Annotated in this window: 28 protein-coding genes; 17 read left to right on the plus strand and 11 right to left on the minus strand. The window is 68.3% G+C overall.

Translation table 11 applies throughout. The features are described from left to right. Window positions 1–123: 123 nt before the first annotated feature. A complete protein-coding gene (locus OQF70_RS09680; RefSeq protein WP_280537273.1) occupies window positions 124–1,407 on the minus strand; it encodes a threonine synthase in 1,284 nt (427 codons plus the stop codon). A 99-nt stretch (window positions 1,408–1,506) separates the two neighbouring features. Next, window positions 1,507–2,307 (minus strand): diphthine synthase, encoded by an 801-nt coding sequence (dph5, locus tag OQF70_RS09685; protein WP_280537274.1) that lies wholly within the window; start codon window positions 2,305–2,307, stop codon window positions 1,507–1,509. A 242-nt stretch (window positions 2,308–2,549) separates the two neighbouring features. Between dph5 and OQF70_RS09690 the strand changes: the two genes are divergently transcribed. The 6 genes from OQF70_RS09690 (at window position 2,550) to OQF70_RS09715 (ending at window position 8,889) form a co-directional block, all read left to right on the plus strand. After that, the gene (locus tag OQF70_RS09690; protein ID WP_280537275.1) at window positions 2,550–3,701 is read left to right on the plus strand and encodes a hypothetical protein; all 1,152 of its coding nucleotides are present in this window, start codon (window positions 2,550–2,552) and stop codon (window positions 3,699–3,701) included. 75 nt (window positions 3,702–3,776) lie between these two features. Then, complete coding sequence (locus OQF70_RS09695) at window positions 3,777–5,516, plus strand: hypothetical protein (RefSeq protein WP_280537276.1); 1,740 nt, start codon at window positions 3,777–3,779, stop codon at window positions 5,514–5,516. Then, window positions 5,513–5,947, plus strand: a complete 435-nt coding sequence (locus tag OQF70_RS09700) for a hypothetical protein (RefSeq protein ID WP_280537277.1) — start codon at window positions 5,513–5,515, stop codon at window positions 5,945–5,947. Before OQF70_RS09695 ends, OQF70_RS09700 begins: the two co-directional genes overlap by 4 nt. A 275-nt stretch (window positions 5,948–6,222) precedes the next feature. Next, a complete protein-coding gene (locus OQF70_RS09705) occupies window positions 6,223–7,479 on the plus strand; it encodes an NAD-dependent epimerase/dehydratase family protein (RefSeq protein ID WP_280537279.1) in 1,257 nt (418 codons plus the stop codon). Beyond that, on the plus strand, window positions 7,476–8,462 hold the full coding sequence (locus OQF70_RS09710; protein ID WP_280537280.1) for an SDR family oxidoreductase: 987 nt from the start codon (window positions 7,476–7,478) through the stop codon (window positions 8,460–8,462). The genes OQF70_RS09705 and OQF70_RS09710 overlap by 4 nt, the downstream gene beginning before the upstream one ends. Before the next feature lie 154 nt (window positions 8,463–8,616). Continuing rightward, complete coding sequence (locus tag OQF70_RS09715) at window positions 8,617–8,889, plus strand: DUF433 domain-containing protein (protein WP_280537281.1); 273 nt, start codon at window positions 8,617–8,619, stop codon at window positions 8,887–8,889. A 50-nt stretch (window positions 8,890–8,939) separates the two neighbouring features. Here OQF70_RS09715 and OQF70_RS09720 read toward each other — a convergent pair whose 3' ends face one another. After that, complete coding sequence (locus tag OQF70_RS09720; protein ID WP_280537282.1) at window positions 8,940–9,422, minus strand: DUF3368 domain-containing protein; 483 nt, start codon at window positions 9,420–9,422, stop codon at window positions 8,940–8,942. Beyond that, on the minus strand, window positions 9,419–9,667 hold the full coding sequence (locus OQF70_RS09725; RefSeq protein WP_280537283.1) for a UPF0175 family protein: 249 nt from the start codon (window positions 9,665–9,667) through the stop codon (window positions 9,419–9,421). Before OQF70_RS09725 ends, OQF70_RS09720 begins: the two co-directional genes overlap by 4 nt. Before the next feature lie 145 nt (window positions 9,668–9,812). On the opposite strand from OQF70_RS09725, the gene OQF70_RS09730 reads away from it, so the two are divergent. From OQF70_RS09730 to OQF70_RS09740, 3 genes are all read left to right on the plus strand, one after another. Then, window positions 9,813–10,796 (plus strand): NAD(P)-dependent oxidoreductase, encoded by a 984-nt coding sequence (locus OQF70_RS09730; protein WP_280537284.1) that lies wholly within the window; start codon window positions 9,813–9,815, stop codon window positions 10,794–10,796. A 74-nt stretch (window positions 10,797–10,870) separates the two neighbouring features. Beyond that, window positions 10,871–11,104 carry an antitoxin VapB family protein gene (locus tag OQF70_RS09735; RefSeq protein WP_280537285.1) on the plus strand — a complete coding sequence of 78 codons (234 nt, stop codon included), beginning with the start codon at window positions 10,871–10,873 and terminating at the stop codon, window positions 11,102–11,104. Beyond that, the gene (locus OQF70_RS09740) at window positions 11,085–11,471 is read left to right on the plus strand and encodes a type II toxin-antitoxin system VapC family toxin (protein WP_280537286.1); all 387 of its coding nucleotides are present in this window, start codon (window positions 11,085–11,087) and stop codon (window positions 11,469–11,471) included. Before OQF70_RS09735 ends, OQF70_RS09740 begins: the two co-directional genes overlap by 20 nt. Before the next feature lie 31 nt (window positions 11,472–11,502). On the opposite strand, the gene OQF70_RS09745 is transcribed toward OQF70_RS09740, so the two are convergent. Further along, a complete protein-coding gene (locus tag OQF70_RS09745) occupies window positions 11,503–12,360 on the minus strand; it encodes a helix-turn-helix domain-containing protein (protein ID WP_280537287.1) in 858 nt (285 codons plus the stop codon). Between the two features lie 191 nt (window positions 12,361–12,551). Between OQF70_RS09745 and OQF70_RS09750 the strand changes: the two genes are divergently transcribed. Continuing rightward, the gene (locus OQF70_RS09750; protein WP_280537288.1) at window positions 12,552–12,677 is read left to right on the plus strand and encodes a hypothetical protein; all 126 of its coding nucleotides are present in this window, start codon (window positions 12,552–12,554) and stop codon (window positions 12,675–12,677) included. A 141-nt stretch (window positions 12,678–12,818) separates the two neighbouring features. Here the strand turns inward: OQF70_RS09750 and OQF70_RS09755 are convergent, their stop codons facing one another. Next, a complete protein-coding gene (locus tag OQF70_RS09755; RefSeq protein ID WP_280537289.1) occupies window positions 12,819–13,259 on the minus strand; it encodes a universal stress protein in 441 nt (146 codons plus the stop codon). A gap of 219 nt (window positions 13,260–13,478) precedes the next feature. On the opposite strand from OQF70_RS09755, the gene OQF70_RS09760 reads away from it, so the two are divergent. Continuing rightward, window positions 13,479–14,246, plus strand: coding sequence for a diphthine--ammonia ligase (locus OQF70_RS09760; RefSeq protein WP_280537290.1), 768 nt, complete (start codon window positions 13,479–13,481; stop codon window positions 14,244–14,246). Between the two features lie 97 nt (window positions 14,247–14,343). Here OQF70_RS09760 and OQF70_RS09765 read toward each other — a convergent pair whose 3' ends face one another. Further along, the gene (locus OQF70_RS09765) at window positions 14,344–15,318 is read right to left on the minus strand and encodes an NDP-sugar synthase (protein ID WP_280537291.1); all 975 of its coding nucleotides are present in this window, start codon (window positions 15,316–15,318) and stop codon (window positions 14,344–14,346) included. 156 nt (window positions 15,319–15,474) lie between these two features. Here OQF70_RS09765 and OQF70_RS09770 point away from each other — a divergent pair, with 156 nt between their 5' ends. Continuing rightward, the gene (locus OQF70_RS09770; protein ID WP_280537292.1) at window positions 15,475–15,774 is read left to right on the plus strand and encodes a transcriptional regulator; all 300 of its coding nucleotides are present in this window, start codon (window positions 15,475–15,477) and stop codon (window positions 15,772–15,774) included. A 34-nt stretch (window positions 15,775–15,808) separates the two neighbouring features. Then, on the plus strand, window positions 15,809–17,461 hold the full coding sequence (locus OQF70_RS09775) for an ATP-binding protein (protein ID WP_280537293.1): 1,653 nt from the start codon (window positions 15,809–15,811) through the stop codon (window positions 17,459–17,461). A gap of 84 nt (window positions 17,462–17,545) precedes the next feature. On the opposite strand, the gene hpt is transcribed toward OQF70_RS09775, so the two are convergent. The 4 genes from hpt to OQF70_RS09795 form a co-directional block, all read right to left on the minus strand. Continuing rightward, the gene (gene hpt, locus OQF70_RS09780) at window positions 17,546–18,115 is read right to left on the minus strand and encodes a hypoxanthine/guanine phosphoribosyltransferase (RefSeq protein WP_280537294.1); all 570 of its coding nucleotides are present in this window, start codon (window positions 18,113–18,115) and stop codon (window positions 17,546–17,548) included. A 136-nt stretch (window positions 18,116–18,251) separates the two neighbouring features. Further along, window positions 18,252–18,884, minus strand: coding sequence for a hypothetical protein (locus OQF70_RS09785; protein WP_280537296.1), 633 nt, complete (start codon window positions 18,882–18,884; stop codon window positions 18,252–18,254). Next, window positions 18,881–19,690, minus strand: a complete 810-nt coding sequence (locus OQF70_RS09790; protein WP_280537297.1) for a hypothetical protein — start codon at window positions 19,688–19,690, stop codon at window positions 18,881–18,883. Before OQF70_RS09790 ends, OQF70_RS09785 begins: the two co-directional genes overlap by 4 nt. Window positions 19,691–19,947: 257 nt before the next feature. Next, window positions 19,948–20,394 (minus strand): NUDIX domain-containing protein, encoded by a 447-nt coding sequence (locus tag OQF70_RS09795; protein WP_092814243.1) that lies wholly within the window; start codon window positions 20,392–20,394, stop codon window positions 19,948–19,950. Between the two features lie 241 nt (window positions 20,395–20,635). Here OQF70_RS09795 and OQF70_RS09800 point away from each other — a divergent pair, with 241 nt between their 5' ends. From OQF70_RS09800 to OQF70_RS09815, 4 genes are all read left to right on the plus strand, one after another. Continuing rightward, the gene (locus OQF70_RS09800; protein ID WP_092814246.1) at window positions 20,636–20,968 is read left to right on the plus strand and encodes an uS10/mL48 family ribosomal protein; all 333 of its coding nucleotides are present in this window, start codon (window positions 20,636–20,638) and stop codon (window positions 20,966–20,968) included. Window positions 20,969–21,151: 183 nt separating this feature from the next. Further along, on the plus strand, window positions 21,152–23,101 hold the full coding sequence (gene dnaK / locus OQF70_RS09805; RefSeq protein ID WP_280537298.1) for a molecular chaperone DnaK: 1,950 nt from the start codon (window positions 21,152–21,154) through the stop codon (window positions 23,099–23,101). Window positions 23,102–23,251: 150 nt separating this feature from the next. Then, window positions 23,252–24,415 carry a molecular chaperone DnaJ gene (gene dnaJ / locus OQF70_RS09810; RefSeq protein WP_280537299.1) on the plus strand — a complete coding sequence of 388 codons (1,164 nt, stop codon included), beginning with the start codon at window positions 23,252–23,254 and terminating at the stop codon, window positions 24,413–24,415. 113 nt (window positions 24,416–24,528) lie between these two features. Continuing rightward, complete coding sequence (locus OQF70_RS09815; protein ID WP_280537301.1) at window positions 24,529–25,263, plus strand: hypothetical protein; 735 nt, start codon at window positions 24,529–24,531, stop codon at window positions 25,261–25,263. The last annotated feature ends 43 nt before the right edge of the window (window positions 25,264–25,306 follow it).

Raw genomic sequence — 25,306 nt, forward strand, 5'->3', positions numbered from 1 at the left:
CTTTCGTGCCGGTGGTGGCGGTGGTGACGGTGGTGGTCCGATGGTGTCAGTGGTGGTCCGATGGTGACGATGGTGGTCCGGTGACGTGCCGGTTGTGTCGGTCGATCCGCGGACGGGGTCCCCTCAGATCCCCTGACCCATCAGGTGGCTACGCAACACGTCCGGCGTCTTGAGTCCGGCTTCGGTGTTGAGCAGGACCACGGTCTCATCGCCCGCGAAGAACCCGTCCTCGGCCAGCTCCCAGGCACCAGCCGGAGCGGCACCGCCGGCGGCACCCATCTCGAGGATCTCGTGTTGGGCGACCGCCACGGCGCTTTCGAGGACGTCGTCGTCGCCGGCGGTGACGCCGCGCCCGTCGCTCTCGCGGATGGCCTCGACCGCCCATGCGCCGCCCGCGGGGTCGGCGATCTCCAGCTCGCCGCAGATCGTGTCGGGCGTGTCCCACGGCTCCGGAGCGTCGATCCCGCGTTCGAGCGCGGCGGCGATCGGCGCACACCCCTCGGCCTGAGCCGCGACGAGCCACGGTCGATCGTCGATCAGCCCGAGCGTTTCGAGCTCCCGGAAGCCCTTGGCGATCCCCACGACGAACTCCCCGCTGCCGGTCGGGATGACGACCACGTCCGGAGCGGTCCAGCCGAGATCGGCGGCCAGCTCGTAGGCGATCGTCTTCGCCCCCTCGTGGCGGAACGGCGTCGCGAACTCGGTCAGGTCGGTGTAGTCGGTCGCGAGCTGCTCGTCGACCGCCGCGACCGCGTCGGGATGGCGACCCCCGACGACGCGCATCTCGCCGCCGTGGACGTTCGTCATCGCCTTGTTCGAGAAGGCACATCGCGAGGGGACGAACGCGTACGACCGCAGCCCGGTCTGTCCCGCGTAGGCCGCCATCGACTGGCCCGCGTTCCCCGGGGAGGCGCAGACGAGCGGCTCGACGACGCCGGCGTCGTCCGCGCCCTCGTCAGCGTCCGTGTCCGCGTCCAGTTCCGAAACGGCCGTCATCGTCACCGACAGGCCGCGGTCGAGGGCGGTCCCGGTCGGGTTGCGCGCCTCGTCCTTGATGTATACGTCCGCGACGTCGAGTTCGTCCGCCAACCGGTCGGCCGCGACGAGCGGCGTGCCGCCTTCTCGCGCGGACAGGGCCGATGTCGCCGGGAACGGGAGAAGCGCGTCGAACCGCCACATCCCGCCTGCCGTGGTCCCCGCATCCGCGGTGGTCTCCGCATCCGCAGCGGCGTCCCCGATCGCGGTCGGATCGATGGCCGCCTCGACCGCGGCCGGATCGACGGCGTCGTAGTCGTAGGTCGGATCGAGCGGTCCGCCGCAGTCGGGACAGCGGGCCGCGGCCACGAGGTCGTGGTCGGCCCCGCAGTCGTGACAGGCGAGTCCCGTATAGGCGTCAGTCGTCTCCATAGGCGCCCTTGCTGACGGGGCGACTAATCGCTTCCCGTCCGCGGCGCTCGTGGGGAGCGACCCGATCGATCCCGCGCAGAGTTACCGATACGCCGTCCCCTACCGATCCGGCAGCAGATCGGCCGGTGCATCGGCAAGGCCGGCCAACGCGTCGGCCTCGACGTGGTGGAGGTCGCCGGGGATCACGAGCAGGTGGAGCGGGTCGCCGAAGTCCCGGTCGGCCAGCGCGGAGAGGCGGTCGGCGGCCACGACCGCGTCGGGGCTGCCGGCGCGGGCGACGACGACACCGAGGACGTCTGCCCAGTCGTCCGCGAGCATAGCGGCGGCGTGATCGGCGGTCATGTACTCCTCGTGGTCCGGGTCGGGGCCGCGGGGGCCGATTCCGACCTTGATGTCGAGGTAGACGACCGTGTGGAGCCCGCGTTCGCGGTTGGCCTCGATCGTCTCGATCACGCTGTCGGGAACGCCGTCGCCGCCGTGGGCGTACGGGAACGGGAGCGTGACCGCCTTGCCGAACCGGTAGTTCTGCAGGCCGGTCAGCGAGGAGGCGGCCGATTGGGCGGTCACCCCGTGGATCACGCGCGTATCGATCCCGCGTTCCTCGGCGCGCAGCCGGAGGTCGGTGTGGGTCGTCGAGACCATCGTGTCGCCGGCGGTCAGAAAGACCGCGTCGCCGGCCGCGGCCGCCTCCAGGATCGGGTCGGGGTCCTGCTCGACCCCGGCGCGGTCGCGCACCTCGATCGTCGTACCGTGGGCTGCCTCGAGGTCGTCGACGTCCGCGCCGACGAGCCGGCTCGTGTAGAACTCCGCGAACGCGCGGTCGGCCGCCCGCAACGCGTCCCGCCCCTCGACGGTGATCGACCGTTCGTCGTAGAGCCCGAGCCCGATGAACGTGAGCATACCGACCCCTCGACGGCGCGGACGCTTATAAACGCCGACCTGAGGCTCGACCGGGGACCCGACCCGGATCTGCATCCAGGATCCGATCTGGATCCGCGACCGACGACGTCCGACGACCGCAAGATACCGTCCGGGACGCGGCGCCGGTCCCGGCGAGATTCCCCGATACCTTTATTCAGCCGTAGAATAACATTCAGACGAACGACACGTATCGCGAGACGATGGTCCCCCACCCTGATCGTATGACTGATCTCCCTGCCGACGCCGAGCCGTTCGCCGACTGGGTCGCCGAGACGGCGGCAGCCCGCGGCGTCTCCGAACAGGAGCTGTTGAACCAGTTGGTGTCCGCCCTCTGGGTGCTCGACGAGCTCGACAACCTCCGTCGTGGATCCGGGGACGGGTCCGTCGGCGACGGCGAGGATCGATCCGGTTCGTCGACTGCTGAGGACTCGGTCGCCGTCCCGGGATTCGATTCGTCGGACGTCGGCACCGAGGACGCCGACGCCGAGCAGTCGGCTGCCGAGACGGCGGAACCGGGCGTTGGCGACGACGATCGCGACGACACCACCGATTCCGTCGCGGACGATGCCGTCGGCGATGTCGCCGAGAGCGACGCCGCTACTGATTCCGCCGAGGACGACGCCGCCACTGATTCCGCCGAGAGCGACGACGCCGACGGGATGGCCGGTGACCGCCAGGACGTCCTCGAGGCGCTCCTGGAGTCGGCCGACGTGGCGTCGGGATCGGGGTCGGCCCCTGACACGCAGCGCCTGGAACGCCAGCTCCACGACCTCTCGCTCGACGTCGAGGACCAGCGCAAACGCCACGATCGATACACCGACCGGATCTCCGACGAGATCACGCGGATCAACGGCCGGGTCCGGACGCTCGAGGAGTCCACCGAGCGGTTCCTGACCGCGGACGACCTCGATCCCTACGCCACCGAGGCGGCGGTCGACCGGGAGATCGGCGACCTCGAGGACTGGATCGATGCGGAGTTCGACGACATCGAGGCGCTGTTCGAACACGTGCTCTCGATGGTCGACGACCTCGAGAGCCAGATTGACGACCGCGACGCGGCGATTCGGTCGGCGTTCGAGTCGGAGCTCGCGTCGATCCGATCGCGGCTCGACGATCGGGACCGGCTTGCGGCGCTCAGACGCGAGGCGATGACGACCGGGATCCGGACGGCCGCGTGTGCCGACTGCGGCGAAACGGTCGATCTCGCGCTGCTCGAGGCGCCCCGCTGTCCCGACTGTACCGCGACGTTCCGGGCGGTCGAGCCGGCGGGCTGGAACCCCTTCGCGTCGGCGACGCTGCGAACCGGACCGACGGATCCCCCGATCGACGCGTCCGACGGGGCCGACGACGATCCCCTCGACGGTGACGCGTGAGCCGGTCGCGTCGGGGGCGTGCCGACACGGACGGGTGCGGGCCGTGCGGGCCACGATTCGGTTGGAGGGTCGGGGATGACCGACGACGCCGCTGATGCCGACGATCCGGACGGCGACGCCGCCGACGCGCGACGGCGCGGGCGGTTCGAGCAGCTCCGAGCCCGCTTGCGCGGCGAAACTGGGGACGGGACGGCCACGGAGACGCCGGACGAGGTGGCAGGCGACACGAGCAGTGGGGACGAGAATGCGAGCGAGGATGCGGGCGATACCGCACCCGACGGCGTGGATGACCGGTGGCCAGCCGAGGTGGATCCGATTCCGACCGAATCCACGACGCCCGCATCACCATCCACCACGGGGACGGGATCGACGACAGAGAGCGATCCTGAAACGGCCGAGCAGACTGAGCAGACCGAGCAGACCGAGAGCGATCCCGAGGGGACTGATCGCGCCGAGACGATTGACGGATCGAGGATGACGACTGGCGCCGATTCGGAGGACGATGCGGATTCCTGGGAATGGGTACACGACGAGGGGCCACCGGAGGCGGGGGAGACCGTCGACGGAGCGCCCGACACGGAGTCGGATACGGAGCCGGCAACGGAAACCGACGTGGAGCCGGCAACGGAACCCGACACTGCTGGGGAGCCGGGAGATGCCGGCGATCGCGTCTGGTCCGCGGGGGAGACGGGGACGGACGCGACGGAGACGGACGCCGTCGAGACTCGAGGCGATGTCCCCGCAGACGCCGGAGAGTCGGCGGATCGTACGTCAACGGGGCGGATATGGGACGACCCGACGTCGTCGATGTCGGCGACGACGGACACGGATTCGGCGATGACGGACACGGACTCATCGCCGAGGGACACTCGCTCGGTCGACGCGGATGGGTCGGATGAGTCAGGTGGGCCGGATGAGTCGACCGAGACCCGGTCGTCCGGCTTGCGGGAGACGACGGAGGCATCCGCCACCGAGACGACGTCCGCCGACTCGGCTGCGGCCGACTCGGGGGCGGTCGACGGGGAGCCGACGACATCGATGGCGGGAGACCGGGATTCCGACACCGATCACCTCGGCGAATCGCTGGCGGACGCAACCGATGCATCAGTGCCGACGGGACCCACGAACGAGCCACGATCGGAGTCGGTCCCCGAGCTTCCGGCGTTCGACGCGCTCGAGCCGGGATCGAGCGCGCTCGTGCTCAGCCCGTTGTCGGGGCCCCTTTCGACGGCGGCCTGCGGTCGACTGCTCGATGCCGGCGAGGGGGCGGCGGCCGACGCGGTCGGGTCCGGGCCGGCCGACGAGGATGCGCCGGCGGGACCTCGCGAGCGAAACGTGCTACTGGTCGCGGTCGAAGCGTCGGCCGCCGAGCGGATCGACGTGTGTCACCGGGCGGGCATCGATGCCGGCGAGATCGCGGCGATCGAGGTCGGCAGCCACGGCGGGTCGCGGTCGGTCGCCTCGGAGACGACCGGGGGCGGACAGTCGGTCTCGGTCACGCGCGTCTCCCGGCCCGGGAACCTCTCGAAGCTCGGCATTCTGATCACCAAACAGCTCTCCGAGTGGGAATCCGACGGGCGGCCGATCGTCTTCTGTCTGCATTCGTTGACGGCGCTGCAGCAGGCCGTCTCCGACGAGAAGCTGTTCCGGTTCCTCCACGTGTTGACCCGGCGGCTGGCCGCAAGCGGGTGTCGGGCGCATTTCCATATGGACCCCGACGCCCACCACGAGATGGTCGTCGGGACCGTTCGCCCCATCTTCGACGTCGTCGTCCGGATCGGTCCGAACGGGACCGTCGACGTCGACCGGGAGTGAGGGGAGAGCCCGAGGACGGCGTGATCGCGAAGACCGCCGCGCTCGCCGCCCGCGAACACGGCGACGCCCGAAAGGCGATGGATATATTGTATGAGTCCGGGCGCCTCGCCGAGACCGAACGCGCCGATCGCGTCACCGAGAAGCACGTCGACGACGCGCTGAAACGCGCCGAGATCAACCGGTTCCAGAAGCTCGTGAGCGGACGGACGCCACACGTCAAACACATCCTCCGGGCGCTTGCGCTCCTCACCGAGCAGGCCGGCACGAGCCCGCTCAGCGACGATCGCGTCCAGCGCCTCCTGAAGGATCAGTCCTTCCTCGGCGTCACGGAGAGCGAATACACCGGCGGGGGACACGGCGAGGGCAGCTTCCGCGTCCACCGACTCCTCCGGTCACCCGACGTCGTCGCGCAGGGTCTCGACGCCACGTAGGACTGCACCACGAAGGACCGCGTCACGGAGGACCGATCGACCGCCACGTGCCACACGTGCGCGTTCTGTACGCTGTGCACGTTCTGCACGTTTGCACGTCCCACCCAGTTGGATCTTCACTCGGTACGAGGTGTGTCTGCCACCACGATCGACGACCACGACCTCACCCCGAAACACGCCGCAACTCACTCGGTACGAGGTGTGTCCCCCCAAACTGCCACCCACCCCGTTTCCACAACCTTTTACCCACTAGTTACTCAACTCCTGAGTAACCAATGACGATCCTCGTCACGGGCGCCGACGGCTACATCGGCTGGCCCACCGCACTGCGCATCGCGACACGGACCGACGATCGCGTCCTCCTGACCGACAACTTCGGGCGCCGGGAGTGGGTTTCGGAGGTCGGCTCGACGTCGGCGATCCCGATCGCGTCGATGGCGGAGCGCCTCGACGCCGCCGAGGAGGTTCACGGCTGTAGCAACCTCTCGTTCGTCGAGGGCGACCTGACCGATCGGTCGTTCGTCGACGAGCTGCTGCAGGTCCACGAGCCCCACACGGTCGTCCACACGGCCGCCCAGCCCTCCGCGCCCTACTCGCAGATCAACGGCGAGCGCGCGAACTTCACCCAGCACAACAATATGCAGGCCACGCGCAACCTCGCGTGGGGGCTCCACGAGAACGACCTCTCGGACACCCACCTGATCGAGACGACGACGACCGGCGTCTACGGTGCCCCCGAGTTCCCCATCCCCGAGGGCGGCGCGACGATGGAACACGGCGGCGAGTGCGACGACGTCCCCTTCCCCGCGATGGCGGGGAGTTGGTACCATTTGACCAAGAGCCACGACGCGGCCAACCTTCGGCTCGCGAACGCCCAGTTCGATCTGCCGGTCTCGGACGTCCGGACCGCGATCACCTACGGGACCGGAACCGCGGAGACCGCGGCGGACGACCGCCTCGCCACCCGGTTCGACTTCGACTACTACTTCGGCGTCGTCGCCCACCGCTTCGCCGCCCAGGCGGTCGCGGGCTACCCCATCACGGTCTACGGGAAGGGCGAACAGCGCAAGCCCTTCGTCGCGCTCGAGGACGCCGTCGAGGGCCTCGCCCGCCTCGCGCTCGGCGACCCCGACGACCGCCCGGCTGACCACGTGGTCTACAACCAGGTCACCCGCCCGATCTCCATCGTCGAGATGGGCACCACCATCGCCGACGTCGCCGCCGAGTTCGATCTGGGCACCGAGGTCGAACACTTCGAGAACCCCCGCGACGAGGACGAGACGCACAAGATGGAGATCGAAAACGACCGCTACCTCGACCTCATCGACGGCCAGTCAGTCACCTTCGAGGCGGGCATCCGCGACGTGATCGAGGCCCTCCTCGAGAACGCCGACACGATCGCCGCCCACGAGGACCGCTTCCTCCCCGGCGTGCTCGAGGACCGCCTCGCGGCGGAGGCGGACGATGACGACACGGACGCCGACGCCACCGGCGACGCCGACGACCGGGAGCCCGAGGTGGAGGCCCGGTGACGACCACGCCCCGACACGTCCTCGTCACCGGCGGCTGCGGCTACATCGGGAGTGCGCTCGTCCCCCGCCTGCGCGCGGACGAGCGCGTCGCGACCGTCACGGTCCTCGACGACCTCTCCGGGTCCTCCCCGCGCAACCTGCTCGCCAGCGGGCTCGCGACCGACGACACGATCCGGTTCCGCCGCGGCGACGTCACGGAGTACGGCGACGTCGAGTCGGCGATGCGCCCGGCCGACACCGTGATCCACCTCGCGGCCATCACGGGCGCGGCCTCGACCCACGACCGCCCCGAAGAGACCGCCCGCGTGAACTACGACGCGACCGAGCACGTCCTCCGGGCCGCCGGCAAGCTGGGCGTCTCGAACGTCGTCTTCGCCTCCTCGTGTAACGTCTACGGGCGGGCGGCCGCCGAGGACATCGACGAGACCGTCGATCCCGACCCGATCAACCCCTACGCCGAGACGAAGCTCCGCGCCGAGGGCCTCCTCGAGGAGGCGATCGACGAGTACGACCTGACGGGCACGGCCCTCCGGATGAGCACGAACTACGGCTACGCCCCCGGCGTCCGGTTCAACCTCGTGGTCAACCACTTCGTCTTCCGCGCGCTCACCGACCACCCCCTCACCGTCTACGGCGACGGCAGCAACTGGCGCCCGTTCATCCACGTGACCGACGCCGCCCGCGCGTACGCACACGCCGCCCTCGACCCCGAGAGCTGGGACCGGCTCGTCTACAACGTCGGCGACGACGACGCCAACTACCGCGTCGCGGAGATCGCCGAGGCCGTCCGCGAGGAGCTCGACCGCGACCTCGACGTCACCTACCTCGAGGAGGAACACCCCGGCCCCTCCTACAACGTGGACTTCGACCGCCTCGCGGAGACCGGCTTCGAGACCGAGCGCTCCCTCCGGGAGGGCATCCGCGATCTGGCCGACCGCTTCGGCGAGGGCGCCCCGATCGCGACGGAGTCGGCGACGGAATAGCCGGGTCGCGAAGCGATGGGGTGGCGGGTACGCTTCCCGCTCCGCGAGGCCGGCGTTCGACTGGCTCTCGCCGGGAGAGCCAGCTGGAGACGGTTCCCGAATAGTCGGGACCACCGCCCGGACGTTTATATCGGTTCCCGACGAACTCGTCCGTATGGCTGAGATCGTGTCTACTGAAGACGTACTCGGCGGGGAACCCCGGATCGCGGGAAGTCGAGTCGGGGTCCTCGACGTGTACGACCTCGCGGCCGGCGGGCACGCTCCCGCCGACGTGGCCGACCAACTCGATCGCACGCTCGCGGAGGTCCACGCCGCGCTCGCGTACTACTACGAGCATCCCGACGAAATGCGTGCACTTCGTCGCGATCGCGAGGAGACGATCCGAACGCTCGCGAAACGCTCGCTCTCACCGCCACACACCGTCTAGTGTCGATACGCTTTCTCACCGACTCGCTCGGGATCGCACGACGTCAGTAGTTACCGATTCCCGTCCATCTCGAGAGCACGGTCGTACAGCGCGTCCGAGATCCAAAACCCCGCCTCACGGAGGGCGTCCAGTTCCGTTTCGAGATCGATCGCTTCTCGGGCGGATGCGCGGAGGAGAATCCCCACGACGCCGGTCACCGGGACGCCGTGACGTGTGGCCGTCGCACGGCCTTCACGCTCGTCGATGAGCACGCGTTCGGCGTCGACCTCGATCGCGTATGCGATGGCGGCGGCCTCTCCCCGATCGAGTTGCCGTTCGAATTCAGTTCGAAGCTCGGTCGGCTTCGGGGAAACGATCCGCATCCCTCCCCGATCGTGGAACGCCTCGATGAGGTCCCGACCCTCGGCTCCCGCGGTGAGTTCGTCCCAGACGACCCGCGGAATGACGACTTCGCCGAACTGCGCCTCGACCAAGTGAAGTCGCTCGATGAGCGCGAGATTCAACAGTGGTGACGTGTTTGAGACGATCGTCATTCGTTCGCGTACTCGACGTCGATCGCGAGATCAGCCTCCGTGTAGTGTCGCTCCACCCCGCGATCCCCGAGCAGCTGGTGGAACGCCGCCTTCGAGAGGCCGGCTAGCTCCCGTGCCTTCCCGAAGGACAGGTACCCCTCCCGGTACAGCGACACCGCGAGTTCCTGCCGAACGATCGGTTCACGATCCTCCGGCGGCGCCGCGATCGCATCCAGCACGTCGGGGGGGACATCGATGCTGCTCATACCCATCGATTGGACACCGTGCTACTTAGTGGCGCCGTTTGGACGCCCGCGTCGCCGACGACTGACGACGGCCTCCGGAACGACCGTCGACGAGCCCCGCGGCCGAAACGTGGCCTATTTGCCGCCACGTCACGCGACCCCGAGTATGACGAGCCAGACGACCGTCGCCGTGACCGGCGCGGCCGGGTTCATCGGCAGCAAGGTGGTGCGCCTGCTTCGGGAGGCACACCCCGACTGGGAGATCGTCGCCGTCGACAACTTCTACCTCGGCGACGTGCGCCGGATCGGCGACGTCGCGGTCGAACACGTCGACGTCCGGAACCGCGATCGGCTGGAGGACGCGCTCGCCGGCGCGGACGTCGTCTGCCACCTGGCGGCGATAAGCGGCGTCGACGACTGCGAGGACCACGCCGATCTCGCCTACGAGGTGAACGTCCAGGGGACGACCAACGTCGCGTGGTTCTGCCGGAAGACCGGGGCCGCGCTCGTGTTCCCGTTCAGTATGGCGGTGCTCGGCGACCCCGAGTCGTTCCCGATCACCGTCGACGACGACCGCGACCCGATGAACTGGTACGGGCGCACGAAGGTGCTCGGCGAGCACGCGATCGAGGACCTCGCCGACGGCGCGTTCCCCGCCCACCTCTACCTCAAGTCGAACCTCTACGGCGAACACGAGATCGACGGTCAGCGCGTCTCGAAGGGGACGGTCATCAACTTCTTCGTCGGCCGCGTGCTCGCCGGCGAGCCGCTCACCGTCTACGAACCCGGGACGCAGGCGCGAAACTACGTCCACGTCACCGACGTCGCGCGGGCGTACGTCCGGAGCACGGAGCGACTCCTCCAGGCGCTCGACGCCGGCGAGACCGGCGTGCGGAAGTACGAGATCGCCTCCGCGGAGGACCCGAGCGTGATGTCGGTCGCGAAGCTGACCGCGTCGATCGCCCGCGAGGAGCTCGGCGTCGACCCCGAGGTCACGCTGCTGGAGAACCCCCGCGAGGAGACGCTCGTCGATACCTTCGACGTCGACATCGACGCCGCCCGGACCGAGCTCGGGTGGGAGCCCGACCACACCGTCGAGGACTCGATCCGCCGACTGCTCCGCGATCGCGCGGACGAGCTCGACGCCTGAGTCGAGTCACGAACGACGTCCCGGTCCGTCGTTTTACCAGATACATTTACGTGTACGTGTACACGATATCGGGTATGGCGACGAAAACGATCACCGTGACCGAGGAGGCCTACGAGCGGTTGCGGGAGATGAAACGGGATGACGAGAGCTTCACCGACGTCCTCCTGCGGGTGACGGGAGATGAACGTGACGTGATGAAGGGGTTCGGGGCCTGGAAGGGGACGGGACTCCGGGACGCGGTCGACGACGCGAGTGACGAGTTGGACGAGGACTTCGAGGACCGCCAGAATGCACTGTTTAGACGCTAACGCGTTGATCGACTATCTCGAGGGGGAGCCCGAGATCGCCACGTTCCTCGAGGAGACCGATCGCCGTCCCCTGTTCGCATCCACGATCGCGCTGCACGAGGTGTTCGTCGGCGCCGCGCGGCTGCGCGGGCGATCGGGGGTGGCGGACGCCCGTGCGGATCTCGACTGGCTCGAACCGCTGGAACTCTCGCCCGGCGGCGCGGCCGAGGCCGCCGTGATCGACGCGGAACTCCGGGACGCGGGAACGCCGATAGGGGCGATGGACACGATCATCGCGGGAACGGTCCGCGATGCGGGAGCGACGCTCGTCACGGCAGACGGCCACTTCGATGCGGTTCGCGACCTCGACGTCCGGCGGTATCGGTGAGGTACGGCGAGTCGGTGAACGCCGAGATGATTCACGAATACGGGTCGGTCTCGAGGGTGTCGTATTCCCAGGTGAGCTGGAAGTACCGCTCGAGCCCGGCCACGAACGACGGGTTCTCCGTGACCGCGGCCTGCCGCTTGTGAAGGGGGATCTCCTCCTCCTCGACGAGCAACACGGCGCGGCCGGAGTCGTACGCCATACTCGGGTCCGCGATCGTCCCGCGCCAGGGCAACCGCGTCGCGCTGAACCGGACCGCGACGTCGGGATAGTCGTCGCGGAGGCGGGCCACCGTCCGCTCCTGCACGGCGGCGTTCTCCGCGCTCAGAAAGGACGGGTCCAGGAAGAGCACGCGGAGGTCCCGGCCGCGGTCGATCGCGTCCGCGACGGCCGGCTCGACCGACTCGAAGTACTCGAAACTCTTCGTGAGCACGTCGACGCGCTCGGCGGCGTCCCGATACAGCGAGCGCGTCTCGGCCTCGCTGGGGTCGCCGACGTCGACGACGTGGAACAGTTCCTCGGTCGGGGAGATGTCCTCGCTCGCGCGCTCGTAGAGGGGCCCGAGCGTCTCCAGGAATTCCTCGCGAACCGACTCGATCTCGGCACGGTAGGATTCGTACGACTGCCGGCGGTTTTCGACGGCGCGATCGAGGATCGCCGCCGGCGGCTTCGGCTGGTACTGCTTGGGTCGTCCCGGAATGACCTTGATGTAGCCCGCGTCCGCCAGCTCGTCGAGCACGCCGTAAATGCGGGCCTTCGGGATCCCGGTCGCCTCCGAGAGGTCCGGGGCGGTCGTGCGCCCGAGTTCCAGCAACCGCTCCAGCGCCCGCTCCTCGTACTCGGTGCGATCGAGCGTCTCCAACAGATCGCTCGGGTCGCGCTCGGTGGCCATATGCCGACCTGCGCCGCGAGCGCCTTTAACCCACAGTTTCCTGCGTCGACGTCGCTGACGAGTACCTCACCGCCGACGATCGTTTCACCTTCGTCCTGAACCGCGTTCACCGCAAATCGGGCGGATCCGAGATACCGGAACCGATGTCACCGACCCGAAGATTGATACCACGACGGGTAGTTACTCGAAATATGAGTAACAAAGTTGTCGCCGACGACGAGCACCTCGCCGACGTTGAGGACGGAGCCGGCTGTACGGAGATCTGGGAAAAACTGAGCGCGCAACGAGCCGAGGCCGACGACGTCGACGAGGAGTGATCTCGCTCGCTACGAGTATTCCCCACGAGTGCGGTCCTGTTCGTCTTCGCAGCCGTCGCGGCCGGTGCCGCGTTCGTCCTCTCGGATGAGCGACCCTCCTCTGACCCAGAACCACTCGACGCGAGCCGCCCCGATGTGGAGCTACTCGGATCGGTCGCGTCGCACGACGAAGACGGGGATCGAGGCGTTGTCGACCACGCGCTCGGAGACGCTGCCGAGCGAGACGATCTTCTCCTTGGGCGTCTTCCCGTGGGCGCCGATGACGATCAGGTCGCAGTCCGCCTCGTCGGCGTACGCGAGGACCTCCTTCCAGGGCGTCCCCGTTCGGACCGCCTCGACCGTCTCGAGACCCTCAGCGGCGGCCCGGTCGGCGACGTCCGCGACGGCGGCCTCGCCGTCCGCCTCCAGCGAGTCCCGGAGGTTGTCCGTGGCGTCGCCCTCGGCCGCCGTCACGAGGCGATTGTCGACGACGTAGAGGGTGTGTACCGTGGCGTCGTTATCGGCGGCGATCGACAGCGCGTGCGGGAGCGTCTGCTCGACCGTCTCGGTGCCGTCCGTGGGAACGAGTACGCGATCGTACATCTCGATACCGAGTTGCACGCCCGCACTCATCAACGTCCCGACCGGTCCCCGACCACATCCGACCCACACCCGGATCGCCGTTTCCCCCTTCCACCACCCTGCAGCCATCTGCCTCCACCCTGCAGCCATCCGCCTCCACCCTGCAGCCATCCGCCTCCACCCTGCAGTCCTCACACCCGGACCGCTGCCGCTTTATCCGCGGGGCTCGCCGTCTCAAGTATGACCGACGAGTGGGTGAGCCTCTTTTCGGGCGGCAAGGACTCCGCGTGGGCCCTCCATCGCGCCCTCGAGGCGGACCTCGATGTCGCCGCCCTCCTGACCGTCCATCCGACGGGGGATTCGTACATGTACCACACGCCGGCGACGGGGCTCGCCAGCCTCGCCGCCGAGAGCATCGGCATCGACCTCCTCGAGATCGAACCGGACGACTTCGACGCCGCCGGAGCCGAGGAGTCCGGCGCACAGGGCGACGCCGAACTCGAACCGCTCGAGGCCGCCCTCGCGAGTCTCCAGCGCGGACCGGACGCCGAGACGACCGTCGACCCCACCGACGCCCTGGCTCGCCGGCACGGCCCGATCGACTTGGCCGGCGTCACCGCCGGCGCCGTCGAAAGCGAGTTCCAGACGAGCCGGATCGAGGCGATGTGTGACCGGCTGGGGATCGGCCTGTTCGCGCCGCTGTGGCAGCGCGACCCGGTCGCGCTCGCCGAGGCGATGATCGACGCCGGCTTCGAGATCAGGATCGTTCAGGTGGCTGCTTACGGCCTCGATGAATCCTGGCTCGGCCGAACGCTGGATCGCGACGCCCTCGCGGAGCTGCAGGCGCTCACCGAGGAGTACGGCGTCCACGTCCTCGGCGAGGGCGGCGAGTTCGAGACGATCGTCACCGACGGCCCGGAGATGGACCGCCCGATCCGGTTCGACGCCGACCCGGTCTGGGAGGGGTCACGCGGCCACCTGCGCATCGAGGATGCCTGGCTGGAGTGATCGCCGGAACCGTCAGCGGGACCGAGCCGGCGGTCATCGCTAGAACCCGCGCCGACTGAGAACTGCCCGTCGACCGAGAGCTGGCGCCGATCGCCGCCTAGAACTGCCCGCCGTCGGTGATCGAGGTGTGGGCGCCGATGAGCGCGCCCGAGAGGTCGAAGTTCTCGATCGTCGTGCCGCGGTCGATGATCGACCCGCGGATCTCCGCGTTCCGGACGCTCGCGTTCGGGAAGACGACGGCCCGGTCGAGCGTCGCGTCCTCGACGGTCGCGTCCGCCATCACGTGGACGGTCTCACCCAGCCGCGAGTCGGCCACCGTCGCGTCCTCGTGGACGATCGTGCCGCCGTCGAGTGACCACTCGATGGCGTCGAGGTAGCTTTCGGGCGTCCCAATGTCGAACCAGGCGCCGTCGAAGGTGAACGCCCGCACCGTCCGGCGCTGTTGGAGCCACTGGATGAACCACCCGGGCTCGTCGGGGTTCTCGCCCGCCTCGAGGTAGGTCGACAGATCCCCGAGCCGGTCGGCGGGGAACGCGTAACAGGCGATGGAGACGAGCGTGCTCTTGGGGTCGTCGGGCTTCTCCTGGAAGTCGACGACGCGATCCCCGTCGAGCTCGACGAGGCCGTAGGACTTCGCCTTCTCGCGGGAGCCGACGTCGTAGGCGGCAAGCGCCGGCTCGCCGGTCTCCGCGAAGAAGTCGACGAAGTCGGCGATGTCGAAGCTGATGAGGTTGTCGCCGGCGACGACGACGAGGTCGTCGTCGATCCCCTCCCGGTCGACGAGCTGGGCGAGCGCGCCGACGACGCCGAACTTCTCGGACTCGTCGGTCGTGTCCTCGATCGACAGCGTGGGCTTGTCGAAGTCGGTCTCCGCCAGATACGTCTCGAACTCCCCGGCGAAGCGCTCGTTCGTGGAGACGAACACCTCGTCGATCCGGTCGTCGGCCTCCAGATCCGCGAAGATCTCGTCGATGACCGTGTGGTCGCCGATGGGGAGGAACATCTTCGGACGATCCTTCGTGATCGGCCACAGCCGCGTCGCGTACCCGCCGGCGAGGACAACCGCCTTCATATACTCGCCCAGACGTGAAGGGGTCGTATCATTCTTTTCGTCTCGTGGCGACCCGACGTCGACGCCGGGGACGAACGTATCTACGTGACGCCGAGGGGACCGTCACAGCCCGGGACGGCGAGACGTATTTATCCCGGCGGCGGCATACCACCGCGTATGTCCGCCCCCGCCGACGACCGCACGACGCGCCAGCGGATCGCCGATCGGCTTCGCGACGACGCGGCCACCGCAAGCGGGCTTGCCGAGGAGTTCGCCGTGCCGGTGCCCGTCGTCTACGAGCACCTCGAACACGTCGCGGAGTCGGTCGAGCCCGACGAGCGGTTCCTCGCGGCGCCGCCGACCTGTCCGGAGTGCGGGTTCGACCGGTTCGAGACGCTGCTGTCGCGACCCTCCCGGTGTCCGGAGTGTCGCTGTGAGCGTCTCGAGGAGCCCGCCTACCGGATCGACGGCGGGTAAACACCTTTAGCGTTCCCCGTCATTAGGTCGGAACGTGCTCGTCCAGTCGTTCGGTTCGGGATCGACGCTCCTGGCAGTCTACGTGCTCGCGTTCGCCGCGGCCGCGGTCGCGTGTTTCGCGAGCGTCCCGCGCGCACGAACGTTCGACGACCCCGACGTTCGCGCCGGCTTGGTCTCGCTGCTGGTCCTGAGCGGTCTCTGGGCGACCGCCCACGTCGGGTTCCTGCTCGCGCCGCCCGGAACGATCGCGCTCGTCCTCTACGTCATCGGTCTGGTGGCCGGATTCTCCACGATCGGCGCGTGGCTCTACTTCTGTTCGGCCTACACCGGACGAACGATCCACCGGCAGCCGATCTACCGCCGCACCGCGATCGGCATCTTCGTCGTCGTCCTCGCGGCGAAGTTCACCAACCCGATACACGGGATGTACTTCGTCGCCGAGGCGAGCGCGACGCCGTTCCCCCACCTCGGCGTCCAACACCTCATCGGCCACTGGATCGCGATGGGGCTCGCCTACGCGCTTGCGACCGTGGGGATCTTTATGCTCGTCGAACAGTTCACGCAGGTCGGCGCCGACACCACGCCGCTTGCGGTGCTCGTCGGCATCACCGGGCTCCCGCTGGTGCTCGACATCGTCGGCTACCTGAACCCCGGGCTGATCGATATGACCTACGAGCCCCTCGGCGTCGCCGTCTTCGCGGTCGGCGTGCTGTTCATCTTCTTCGACCAGTTCCAGGCGACGCGCATCGCCCATGAGGCCGACGAACCCGTGATCGTCCTCGACGACGAGGGCCGGGTCCGCGATTACAACGTCAGCGCACGGCGATACCTCCCGGAGATCGCCGACCGCATCGTCATCGGCGAGCCGCTCGCCGAGGCGCTTCCCGAAATCGCCGCCGCAATCGACTCCGACGACGACATCTGTCGCGTCGACCGGAACGGCGACACCCGGTATTACCGGATCTCCGTGGGGCCCTTTACTGCCGGGTCGCGTCACCTCGGCCGGCTACTGACGATCGCCGACGTCACCGACCGCGAACACTACCGGATGGAGCTCGAGCGACAGAACGAGCGGCTCGACCGGTTCGCAAGCGTCGTCTCCCACGACCTCCGCAACCCGCTCAACGTCGCCCAGGGACGCGTCGATCTCGCCGTGGAGACCGGCGACGACGAGCATCTCGAGGCGGCCGCGAACGCGCTCGACCGGATGGAGGAACTGATCGCCGACGTCCTCACGCTCGCCCGGCAGGGACAGCCGATCGGCGAGACCGAGGATGTCCGGCTCGGGACGGTGTGTGAGGAGGCCTGGAGCGTGATCGACGCGGGATCGGCGACGCTTGAAGTGGATGCCGACGCCGCCATCGACGCCGACGCCGACCGGCTCCAGCAGCTACTCGAGAACCTCTTCCGAAATTCGATCGAACACGGCGGCGAGGACGTGACCATCACCGTCGGCTTGCTTGCGGACGGGGCGGGATTTTACGTCGTCGACGACGGGCCCGGGATACCGCCCGAGAAACGCGAGGAGGTCTTCGAGTACGGCTACACGAGCGAGCCTGAGGGAACCGGCTTCGGCCTCGCCATTGTCTCGGAGATCGCGGAGGCACACGGCTGGACCGTTCGCGCGGTCGAGTCGGATTCCGGCGGCGCCCGGTTCGAGATCACCGGCGTTCGGCGTGTGGAGTGAGCGCGGAGTCAACATCCACAGGCGGACCGTCGCCTGGATCCTCGGGTGGGCGATCGGTCCAGGCTCGGCGTCCCCGGAGTCACCTCACCCGTCGCCGTGGGCGTCGACGATGACGACCTCGCCGTCCTCGACGGTGACGTTGATGAGGGTCCGGACGGTGTAGTCCGTGTCCTCGAGTTCGGTCTCGCCGGCCTTCTTGATGACGGCGACGACGTCGACGACGTCCGCCCCGATGTCGTTCGTGAGCGCGTCGAGGATCGCCTTCATCGTCCCGCCCGTCGAGAGGACGTCGTCGATCACGAGCACGCGGTCGCCCGGTTCGACGTCGTTGATGAACATCTCGGACTCGGAGTAGCCGGTCTCCTGAAACAGCGGGACCTCGCCCTCCAGGCCGTACTGCCGCTTCCGGATGACGACGAGCGGGATGTCGGTCATCAGCGACAGCGCCGTCGAGATGTGGATCCCCATCGCCGCCGGCGTGACGATCTTGTCGACGTTCTCGAGTTCCGCCTTCCGGATGATCCGGATGACGATCTCCCGAAGCAGCTCGGGTTTCAACATCGGAACCCCGTCGCTTATCGGGTGGACGAAGTACTCGTAGTCACCTTTCTCGATGATCGGGGCGTCGAGGAGTGACTGCTCCAGCAGGTCCATGCCGCCGGTACAGACCCGGTCGGATAAAGCCTGGCGGTTATCGGCGTGCGTGCGCCGGTCTCCCACCCGTGTGCGGAGAGTGGTGCGCGGGATCACGGTCGTGTGCAGGCTCGCGACCGCCCCGTTCGCCGATCCCTCAGTCGTCCACCGGGAGGCGATCGACCACGCGCTCGCCGACACCCGAGAGGTACGCCTGTCCCCAGATACCGACGATCAGCGCGCCGATCGAGTTGAACACCAGGTCCTTGACGGTGTCCTCGAGGCCGTGTTGGGCAAGCGGCATCGAGACCCCGGTTCGGGCCGAAAAGACGTCGAGACCGAACTCGAACAGCTCCCAGACGACGCCGAACGCGAGCACGAACGCCACGAGGAAGACGACGAAGAACCGCCGCGGGAGATGGATCTCCTCGTGGTGGGTGTCGACCGCCCGGACGGCGACGTAGCCGATCGCGGCGACGACGGACGCCGACGTGGCGTGAGTGATGTGGTCCCACCACCAGGTGGCGTAGAGACCGGCCGACCCGAGCGTGTGGAGGAACACGGCCGTCGTTAACCAGAGCGCGAGGAACGGGTCGATCGCCACGCGGTAGTTCCGTTGGATGATCGCGGGCGCGAAGGTGATCGCCAGCGCAGCGCTGCCGTTCGTCACGGCCTTCGGCTGGCCGATCCACAGCCCGTAGCCGATGAGGACCACGAGCAGGCCCTGCATCGTCCGCGCGAGACCGTGTTTGGTCGCGCTCGGGAGCGCCGCCCGAAGCCGGCGGATCATCGGGACGCCCCTCCCTCGTCGTCGCTGGGTCCGGAGGTCGATGCATCCCCGAGCTCCCGTTCGAGCCGTCGCGTGAGCGCGCGGTCGCGCCGGCGGAAGTACAGGTCGAACAGGAGGCCCGCGGCGACGCCGGCGATCGTCACCCAGAGGAACTCGACCATCAACGCCTCGTTGTCGGCGAGGTAGACCGTGCCCATCGTTCGGTCCAGTCCCCAGCGGACGATCGTCCACAGCGCCGCCGTCGCGAGCGTCGCGACGACGACCAGCGCGACCGCGAACCAGTGGGTCACCCGCATCGGCGTGAACATGTCGAGCTCGACGACGACGAGCAACGCGAGCGCCGCGAGCGCGAGATAGGTTGCGAAGATCCCGATCTCGACGCTCGGCGCGAGCGCTCGCCCCACGAGCGGGAGCGCGGCGATCACGAGCAGCTCCCAGGGCAACATCACGCGCCAGTCACGTCGAGCCACCGCCGGGATCGCCATCACGACTGCGGTGGCCGCCGAGACGATGAGCCATTGGAGATCGAGCCCGACGAGGCTCTCGATGAAGACGAGCCCGACGAGGAGGACGAGCACCCAGCCGATCGTCGCGTTGCGTCGCGTATCGCGAAACAACGAGGCGAGGTGGTCCCGTGTCTCGTCGGTGGGACCCTGCCTCCGTGTCTCGCCGGTCCGGTCCCGCGTTCGTCGGCGTCGGTCGTCCGTTGAGTCCTGCCGTCGTCGGTCATCGGTCGAGTCCTGCCGTTCCTCTCCGGTGGTGTCGTGAGTCTCCCCCGTGGTCCGGGCACGATTCTCGTCAGTCATTGTCTCCCCATTGCTGTCTGGCCGGTCGGGGTCGGGTCGGTGTGTGTTGAGTCATCGGCGTACTCGTCGTGTTGATCGCGCACTCGTCCGGTGCAGGAGTTACGTGGGGGACGCCGACGCTCCGGGACGGCATCGCCACGCCGGTTCGACCGTCGCGCCGGTTCGACCGTCGACGACGTCGATCGGACCGGAGACGGTTCCGGTCCGCGGTAGCGGTACCGTGGTCCCGGTTGGGAAGGAGTAGGCCCCGCCGGTGGTTAGTGATACCGGTCGTCGTCCTCGGCTTTGATCTCGTCGAGGTACTCGTGGGCCTCCTCGAAGATCTCGCGGGGGCCGTCCTGGGTGATCGTGTTGATCGCCTGGTCGTAATCGCGCCACTGCAGGTCGCGGTGTTCCTTCGAGAGCTCGGCGCTCGCCTCGAACGAGCGCGCGATGAACAGGTGGACCGTCTTGTGGATGGTCTCGCCGTTCGCCTCGAAGACGTAATCGTACTCCCTGCGGAAGCCGTCGATGAGGCGGAAATCCGCGATCCCCGCCTCCTCCTCGACCTCCCTGATCGCCGTTTGCTGGAGCTCCTCGTCCCCCTCGACCCCGCCTTTGGGGAACTCCCAGTCCCCCGGACGGCTCTTCAGGAGTAAATACTCCCGGTGGCCGCGGGTGTCGCGGAAGAGGATGGCTCCAGCACTCGTCGCTTCGACCGTCATTGCGGCGTTCTACTTGGTCGCCGCTAAAGAGGGTGTCGGACGCGACACCCGCGTCACGTCGTTCCGTTCCGTTCCGTGTGGTTCGTCATCCACGTTGTGTGATTCGTCGTCCACGTTCCGTGTTGAGTTTTCGTCTCGTTTCCGCCGGCCGATCCGTTTGTGACGTGTTCCCGTTCCCTCCGGAAACCGGATGTAGGTGCGTTTTTACCCGTCGGCGCCCCACGATCGATATCCCCCAGCGATGACCTTCGTCACCAAACTCTCGTTCGAATCCGGTGATCGGCGCGTCCTCGAGGAGACCGTCGACGATCTCCACCGGACGATCGAACGCAAGGGCGTAGAGTGTAAGGGCCCCCACGCCTTTTCGCCCGAACGAACCCGCGTCCAGCTCTATAAACAGCTCCGTCCGGGCGACCAGTTCTCCCCGTGGGAGTACACGGTGTACGCGCGCAAACTGGAGATCCACGGCGCCGACGACATCGCCCGCGAGATGGTCGGTCGCGAGTTCCCCGACTCCGTCCACGTCGAGGTCGAGGTCGACCGGAAGAAGCCGCTCGGCCACGGTCGGGAGTGACACGAAGCGCGCGACGCCCGCCCACGAGCGTGGGCGTCGGTTGAAATGTGGATCTGTATAAATACACCGAACACGAGAACACGCCGATCGACGAAACCGCACGACTGCGTCGGGTTCGTTTGAACCGCCGATCGGTCCCGTCTAGTAACCTTTAACCGACGCAAGCCGGTATTTCCTCCCAAGATGGCGAGCAACAAGATCCTCGGTATCGACCTCGGTACCACGAACTCAGCGTTCGCGGTGATGGAGGGTGGCGACCCGGAGATCATCGCGAACGCCGAAGGCGACCGGACGACGCCGTCGATCGTCGCGTTTTCCGACGACGGCGAGCGGCTGGTCGGCAAACCCGCCAAGAACCAGGCGATTCAGAACCCCGACCGAACGATCCAGTCCATCAAGCGGCACATGGGCGAGGAGGACTACACCGTCGAGATAGAGGGCGAGGAGTACACGCCCGAGCAGGTCTCGGCGATGATCCTCCAGAAGATCAAACGCGACGCCGAGGAGTACCTCGGCGACGACGTCGAGAAGGCGGTCATCACCGTCCCGGCCTACTTCAACGACAAGCAGCGACAGGCGACCAAGGACGCCGGCGAGATCGCCGGCTTCGAGGTCGACCGGATCGTCAACGAGCCCACGGCGGCCGCGATGGCCTACGGCCTCGACGACGAGTCCGACCAGACCGTCCTCGTCTACGACCTGGGCGGCGGCACCTTCGACGTCTCCATCCTCGATCTCGGCGGCGGCGTCTACGAGGTCGTCGCGACCAACGGGGACAACGACCTCGGCGGCGACGACTGGGACGAGGCGATCATCGGCCACCTCGCCGAGGAGTTCGAGAACGACCACGGGATCGACCTCCGTGAGGACCGGCAGGCCCTCCAGCGGCTCACCGAGGCCGCCGAGGAGGCGAAGATCGAGCTGTCGAACAAGAAGGAGACGACGGTCAACCTGCCGTTCATCACGGCGACCGACTCCGGCCCGGTCCACCTCGAGCAGTCGATCACCCGAGCCACCTTCGAGTCGCTGACCGAGGGCCTCCTCGAGCGGACCGTCGGCCCGACCGAGCAGGCGCTCGAGGACGCTGGCTATTCGAAGGGCGACATCGACGAGGTCATCCTCGTCGGCGGATCCACCCGGATGCCGCAGGTCCAGGAGAAGGTCGAGGAGCTCGTCGGTCAGGAGCCGAAGAAGAACGTCAACCCCGACGAGGCGGTCGGGCTGGGCGCGGCCGTCCAGGGCGGCGTGCTCTCGGGCGACGTCGACGACATCGTCCTGCTCGACGTGACACCCCTCTCGCTGGGCATCGAGGTGAAGGGCGGCCTCTTCGAGCGGCTCATCGAGAAGAACACGACGATTCCGACGGAGGCCTCGAAGGTCTTCACGACCGCCGCGGACAACCAGACCTCCGTCAACGTCCGCGTCTTCCAGGGCGAACGCGAGATCGCCGAGGAGAACGAGCTGCTTGGCGCCTTCCAGCTCACCGGCATCCCGCCGGCGCCCGCCGGAACGCCGCAGATCGAGGTCTCGTTCAACATCGACGAGAACGGGATCGTCAACGTCGAGGCCGAGGACCAGGGCTCGGGCAACGCCGAGTCGATCACCATCGAGGGCGGCGCCGGCCTCTCCGATGAGGAGATCGAGCAGATGCAGGAGGAAGCCGAACAGCACGCCGAGGAGGACGAGAAGCGCCGCGAGCTGATCGAGGCCCGCAACGAGGCCGAGTCGACGGTCCAGCGCGCGGAGACCCTCATCGACGAGAACGAGGAGGAGGTCGACGACGACGTGATCGCCGACATCGAGGACGCGATGGCGGACGTCGAGGACGTCCTCGAGGACGAGGACGCCGACATCGACGAGATCGAGTCGGTCACCGAGGACCTCGCCGAGCAGCTCCAGGAGATCGGCAAGCAGATGTACCAGGAGCAGGCGGCTCAGGCCGGAGCTGCCGGCGGCGCCGGCGCCGCGGGCGCCGGTCCCGGCGGAATGGGCGGCGCTGGCCCCGGCGGGATGGGCGGTGCGGCCGGTCCCGGCGGCGCGGCCGGCAACGGTGCTGCCGAGCCCGGCGACGACGAGTACGTCGACGCCGACTTCGAGGACGTGGACGGGGACGAGAGCGAGGACGACGAGTAGTCGTCCTCGGCGACCGGCACACGCCGGCGCTGCCGGCTGAACCGACGACACAGGGCGGATCGATGCTTTCGGTATCGTTGTGCCGCGTCCTGGGTCACGCTTTTCAAGTAGCCCGACGAATTACGACGCCACAAGACTACCACACCACGCATGAGCGAGGACTTCTACGACGTACTCGGGGTCTCACGGGACGCCGACGCCGACGACATCAAACAGGCGTATCGAAAGAAGGCGGCCGAATACCATCCCGACGTCAGCGACCACGACGACGCCGAGGAGAAGTTCAAGACGATCAAGAAGGCCAAGGAGGTCCTCACCGACGAGGAGACGCGCCGCCAGTACGACCAGCTCGGTCACGATCGGTTCGTCGAGGCCGAAAAGCGCGGCGCGACCGGATCCGGTGCCGGTGGCGCCGGCGGGGGTGCGGGCGGCCCCTTCGGCGGCGGTGCCGGTGGCGCGGGCGGCTTCGAGGACATCTTCAACCAGTTCTTCGGCGGTGGCGGCCGCGGTCGCGGCGGCGATCCGAATCGCCCGCGGCAGGGTCAGGACCTCCGGACGGGCGTGACGATCGATCTGGAGGAGGCCTTCGAGGGCGTCACCAAGCAGTTCACCGTCACCCGCCCTGAGACGTGTGACACCTGTGACGGCGCCGGCCATCCCCCGGACGCGGACGTCTCGACGTGTCGACAGTGCAGCGGCCAGGGACAGGTGACCCAGGTACAACAGACGCCGCTCGGGCGCGTCCAGCAGACGACCACCTGTCCCCGGTGTGAGGGAACCGGCGAGACCTACAGCGAGCGATGTTCGGACTGTGGCGGCGACGGCGCCGTCCGCAACGAGGCGACGCTGTCGGTCGAGATCCCCGCGGGGATCCGGTCGGGACAGAGCCTCCGGATGGAGGGCGAGGGCGCGCCCGGCGAGAACGGCGGGCCGAACGGCGACCTCCTCATCGAGGTCGACGTCGACGTCGGCGACCGGTTCGAACGCGACGGCGCCGATCTCCACGTCCACGAGGCGGTCTCGTTCCCGCAGGCCGTCTTCGGCGACACGGTGCAGATCGAGGCCGTCGACGGCACCGTCGAGATGGACGTGCCGGCCGGAACCCAAAGCGGCGAGACGTTCCGGCTCTCCGGCAAGGGGATGCCCCGACTGCGCGGTCGAGGTCGCGGCGACCTCTACGTCCAGGCGCAGGTCGTCGTCCCCGACTCGCTCAACGACGACCAGCGTGAGGCGCTCGAGGCGTTCGCCGAGGCCGGCGGCGAGGAGATCGACGTCGAGCAGGGCTTCTTCGAGAAGTTGAAGCGCTCCTTCTGACACCACCCCGATACCGAACGTCCGCACCCTGACGCCGATCGTCCGCACCGCGCTCCCCATCGTCCGCACCGCTCGAGAGGGACGCTTTTGAGCCTCTCGGCCGGAGTCGACGTATGGAGACTCTCGCGGACCCGCTCGCCCGTGATCGACGAAGCGACGACCCCGCCCTCGTGACGCCGGACGGCCGGGAGCGCAGCCGCCACGACCTGATCACGAACGCGTACAAGGCCGGCAACGCGCTCCGCCACGAGGGCGTCCGGCGGGGTGCCGCGGTCGGCATCGCGCCGGTTCCGGACTTTCCGTTCGTCCTCGCGTTTCTCGGTGCCGGCCTCCTGGGCGCTCGCGTCCGGTTCGACGTGGACGCGAGCCTTGCGGCCGGCGCGCAAGCGATCGTCGTCCCGGCCGCCGACGTTCCGGACGTCACGGCGGACGCGGGGCCGGGAACGCGCGTGGTCGCCGTCGGGGAGGATCCGGCAGACCCCACCGTCACCCACTGGGAGGAAACCGTCTGGAGCGAGAATCCGGCGTTCCCGTCGCCGACGATCGAGCCGGCGGATCCGCTGCTGTGCTCGCCCGGCGGCGATCCCATCACTCACGGCGACGCGATCGACGCCGCGGTCGGCGTCGCTGACCGATACGATCTCGGCCCCGGCCGCCGGGTCGTCCTCCGAGCTTCGCTCGCGCATCCAGGTGCGGTCGTGGCCGGCGTGCTCGCGCCGCTGTGTGGCGGCGGAGTGACGGTGTTGTCGCGTCCGGATGCCGAGTCCGCGATCGCCCCGGAGGACCTGGTCGTAACCGCCGACCGCGACGACCCGGACGCGATCCGCCCTGACGACGTTCCGATCTGACCGTCCGGGGACGAGTTCGTTTCCCGGCTTCGTCTCCCGGTTC

This window comes from Halopenitus sp. POP-27 (assembly GCF_029889855.1).
GTDB lineage: Archaea > Halobacteriota > Halobacteria > Halobacteriales > Haloferacaceae > Halopenitus > Halopenitus malekzadehii.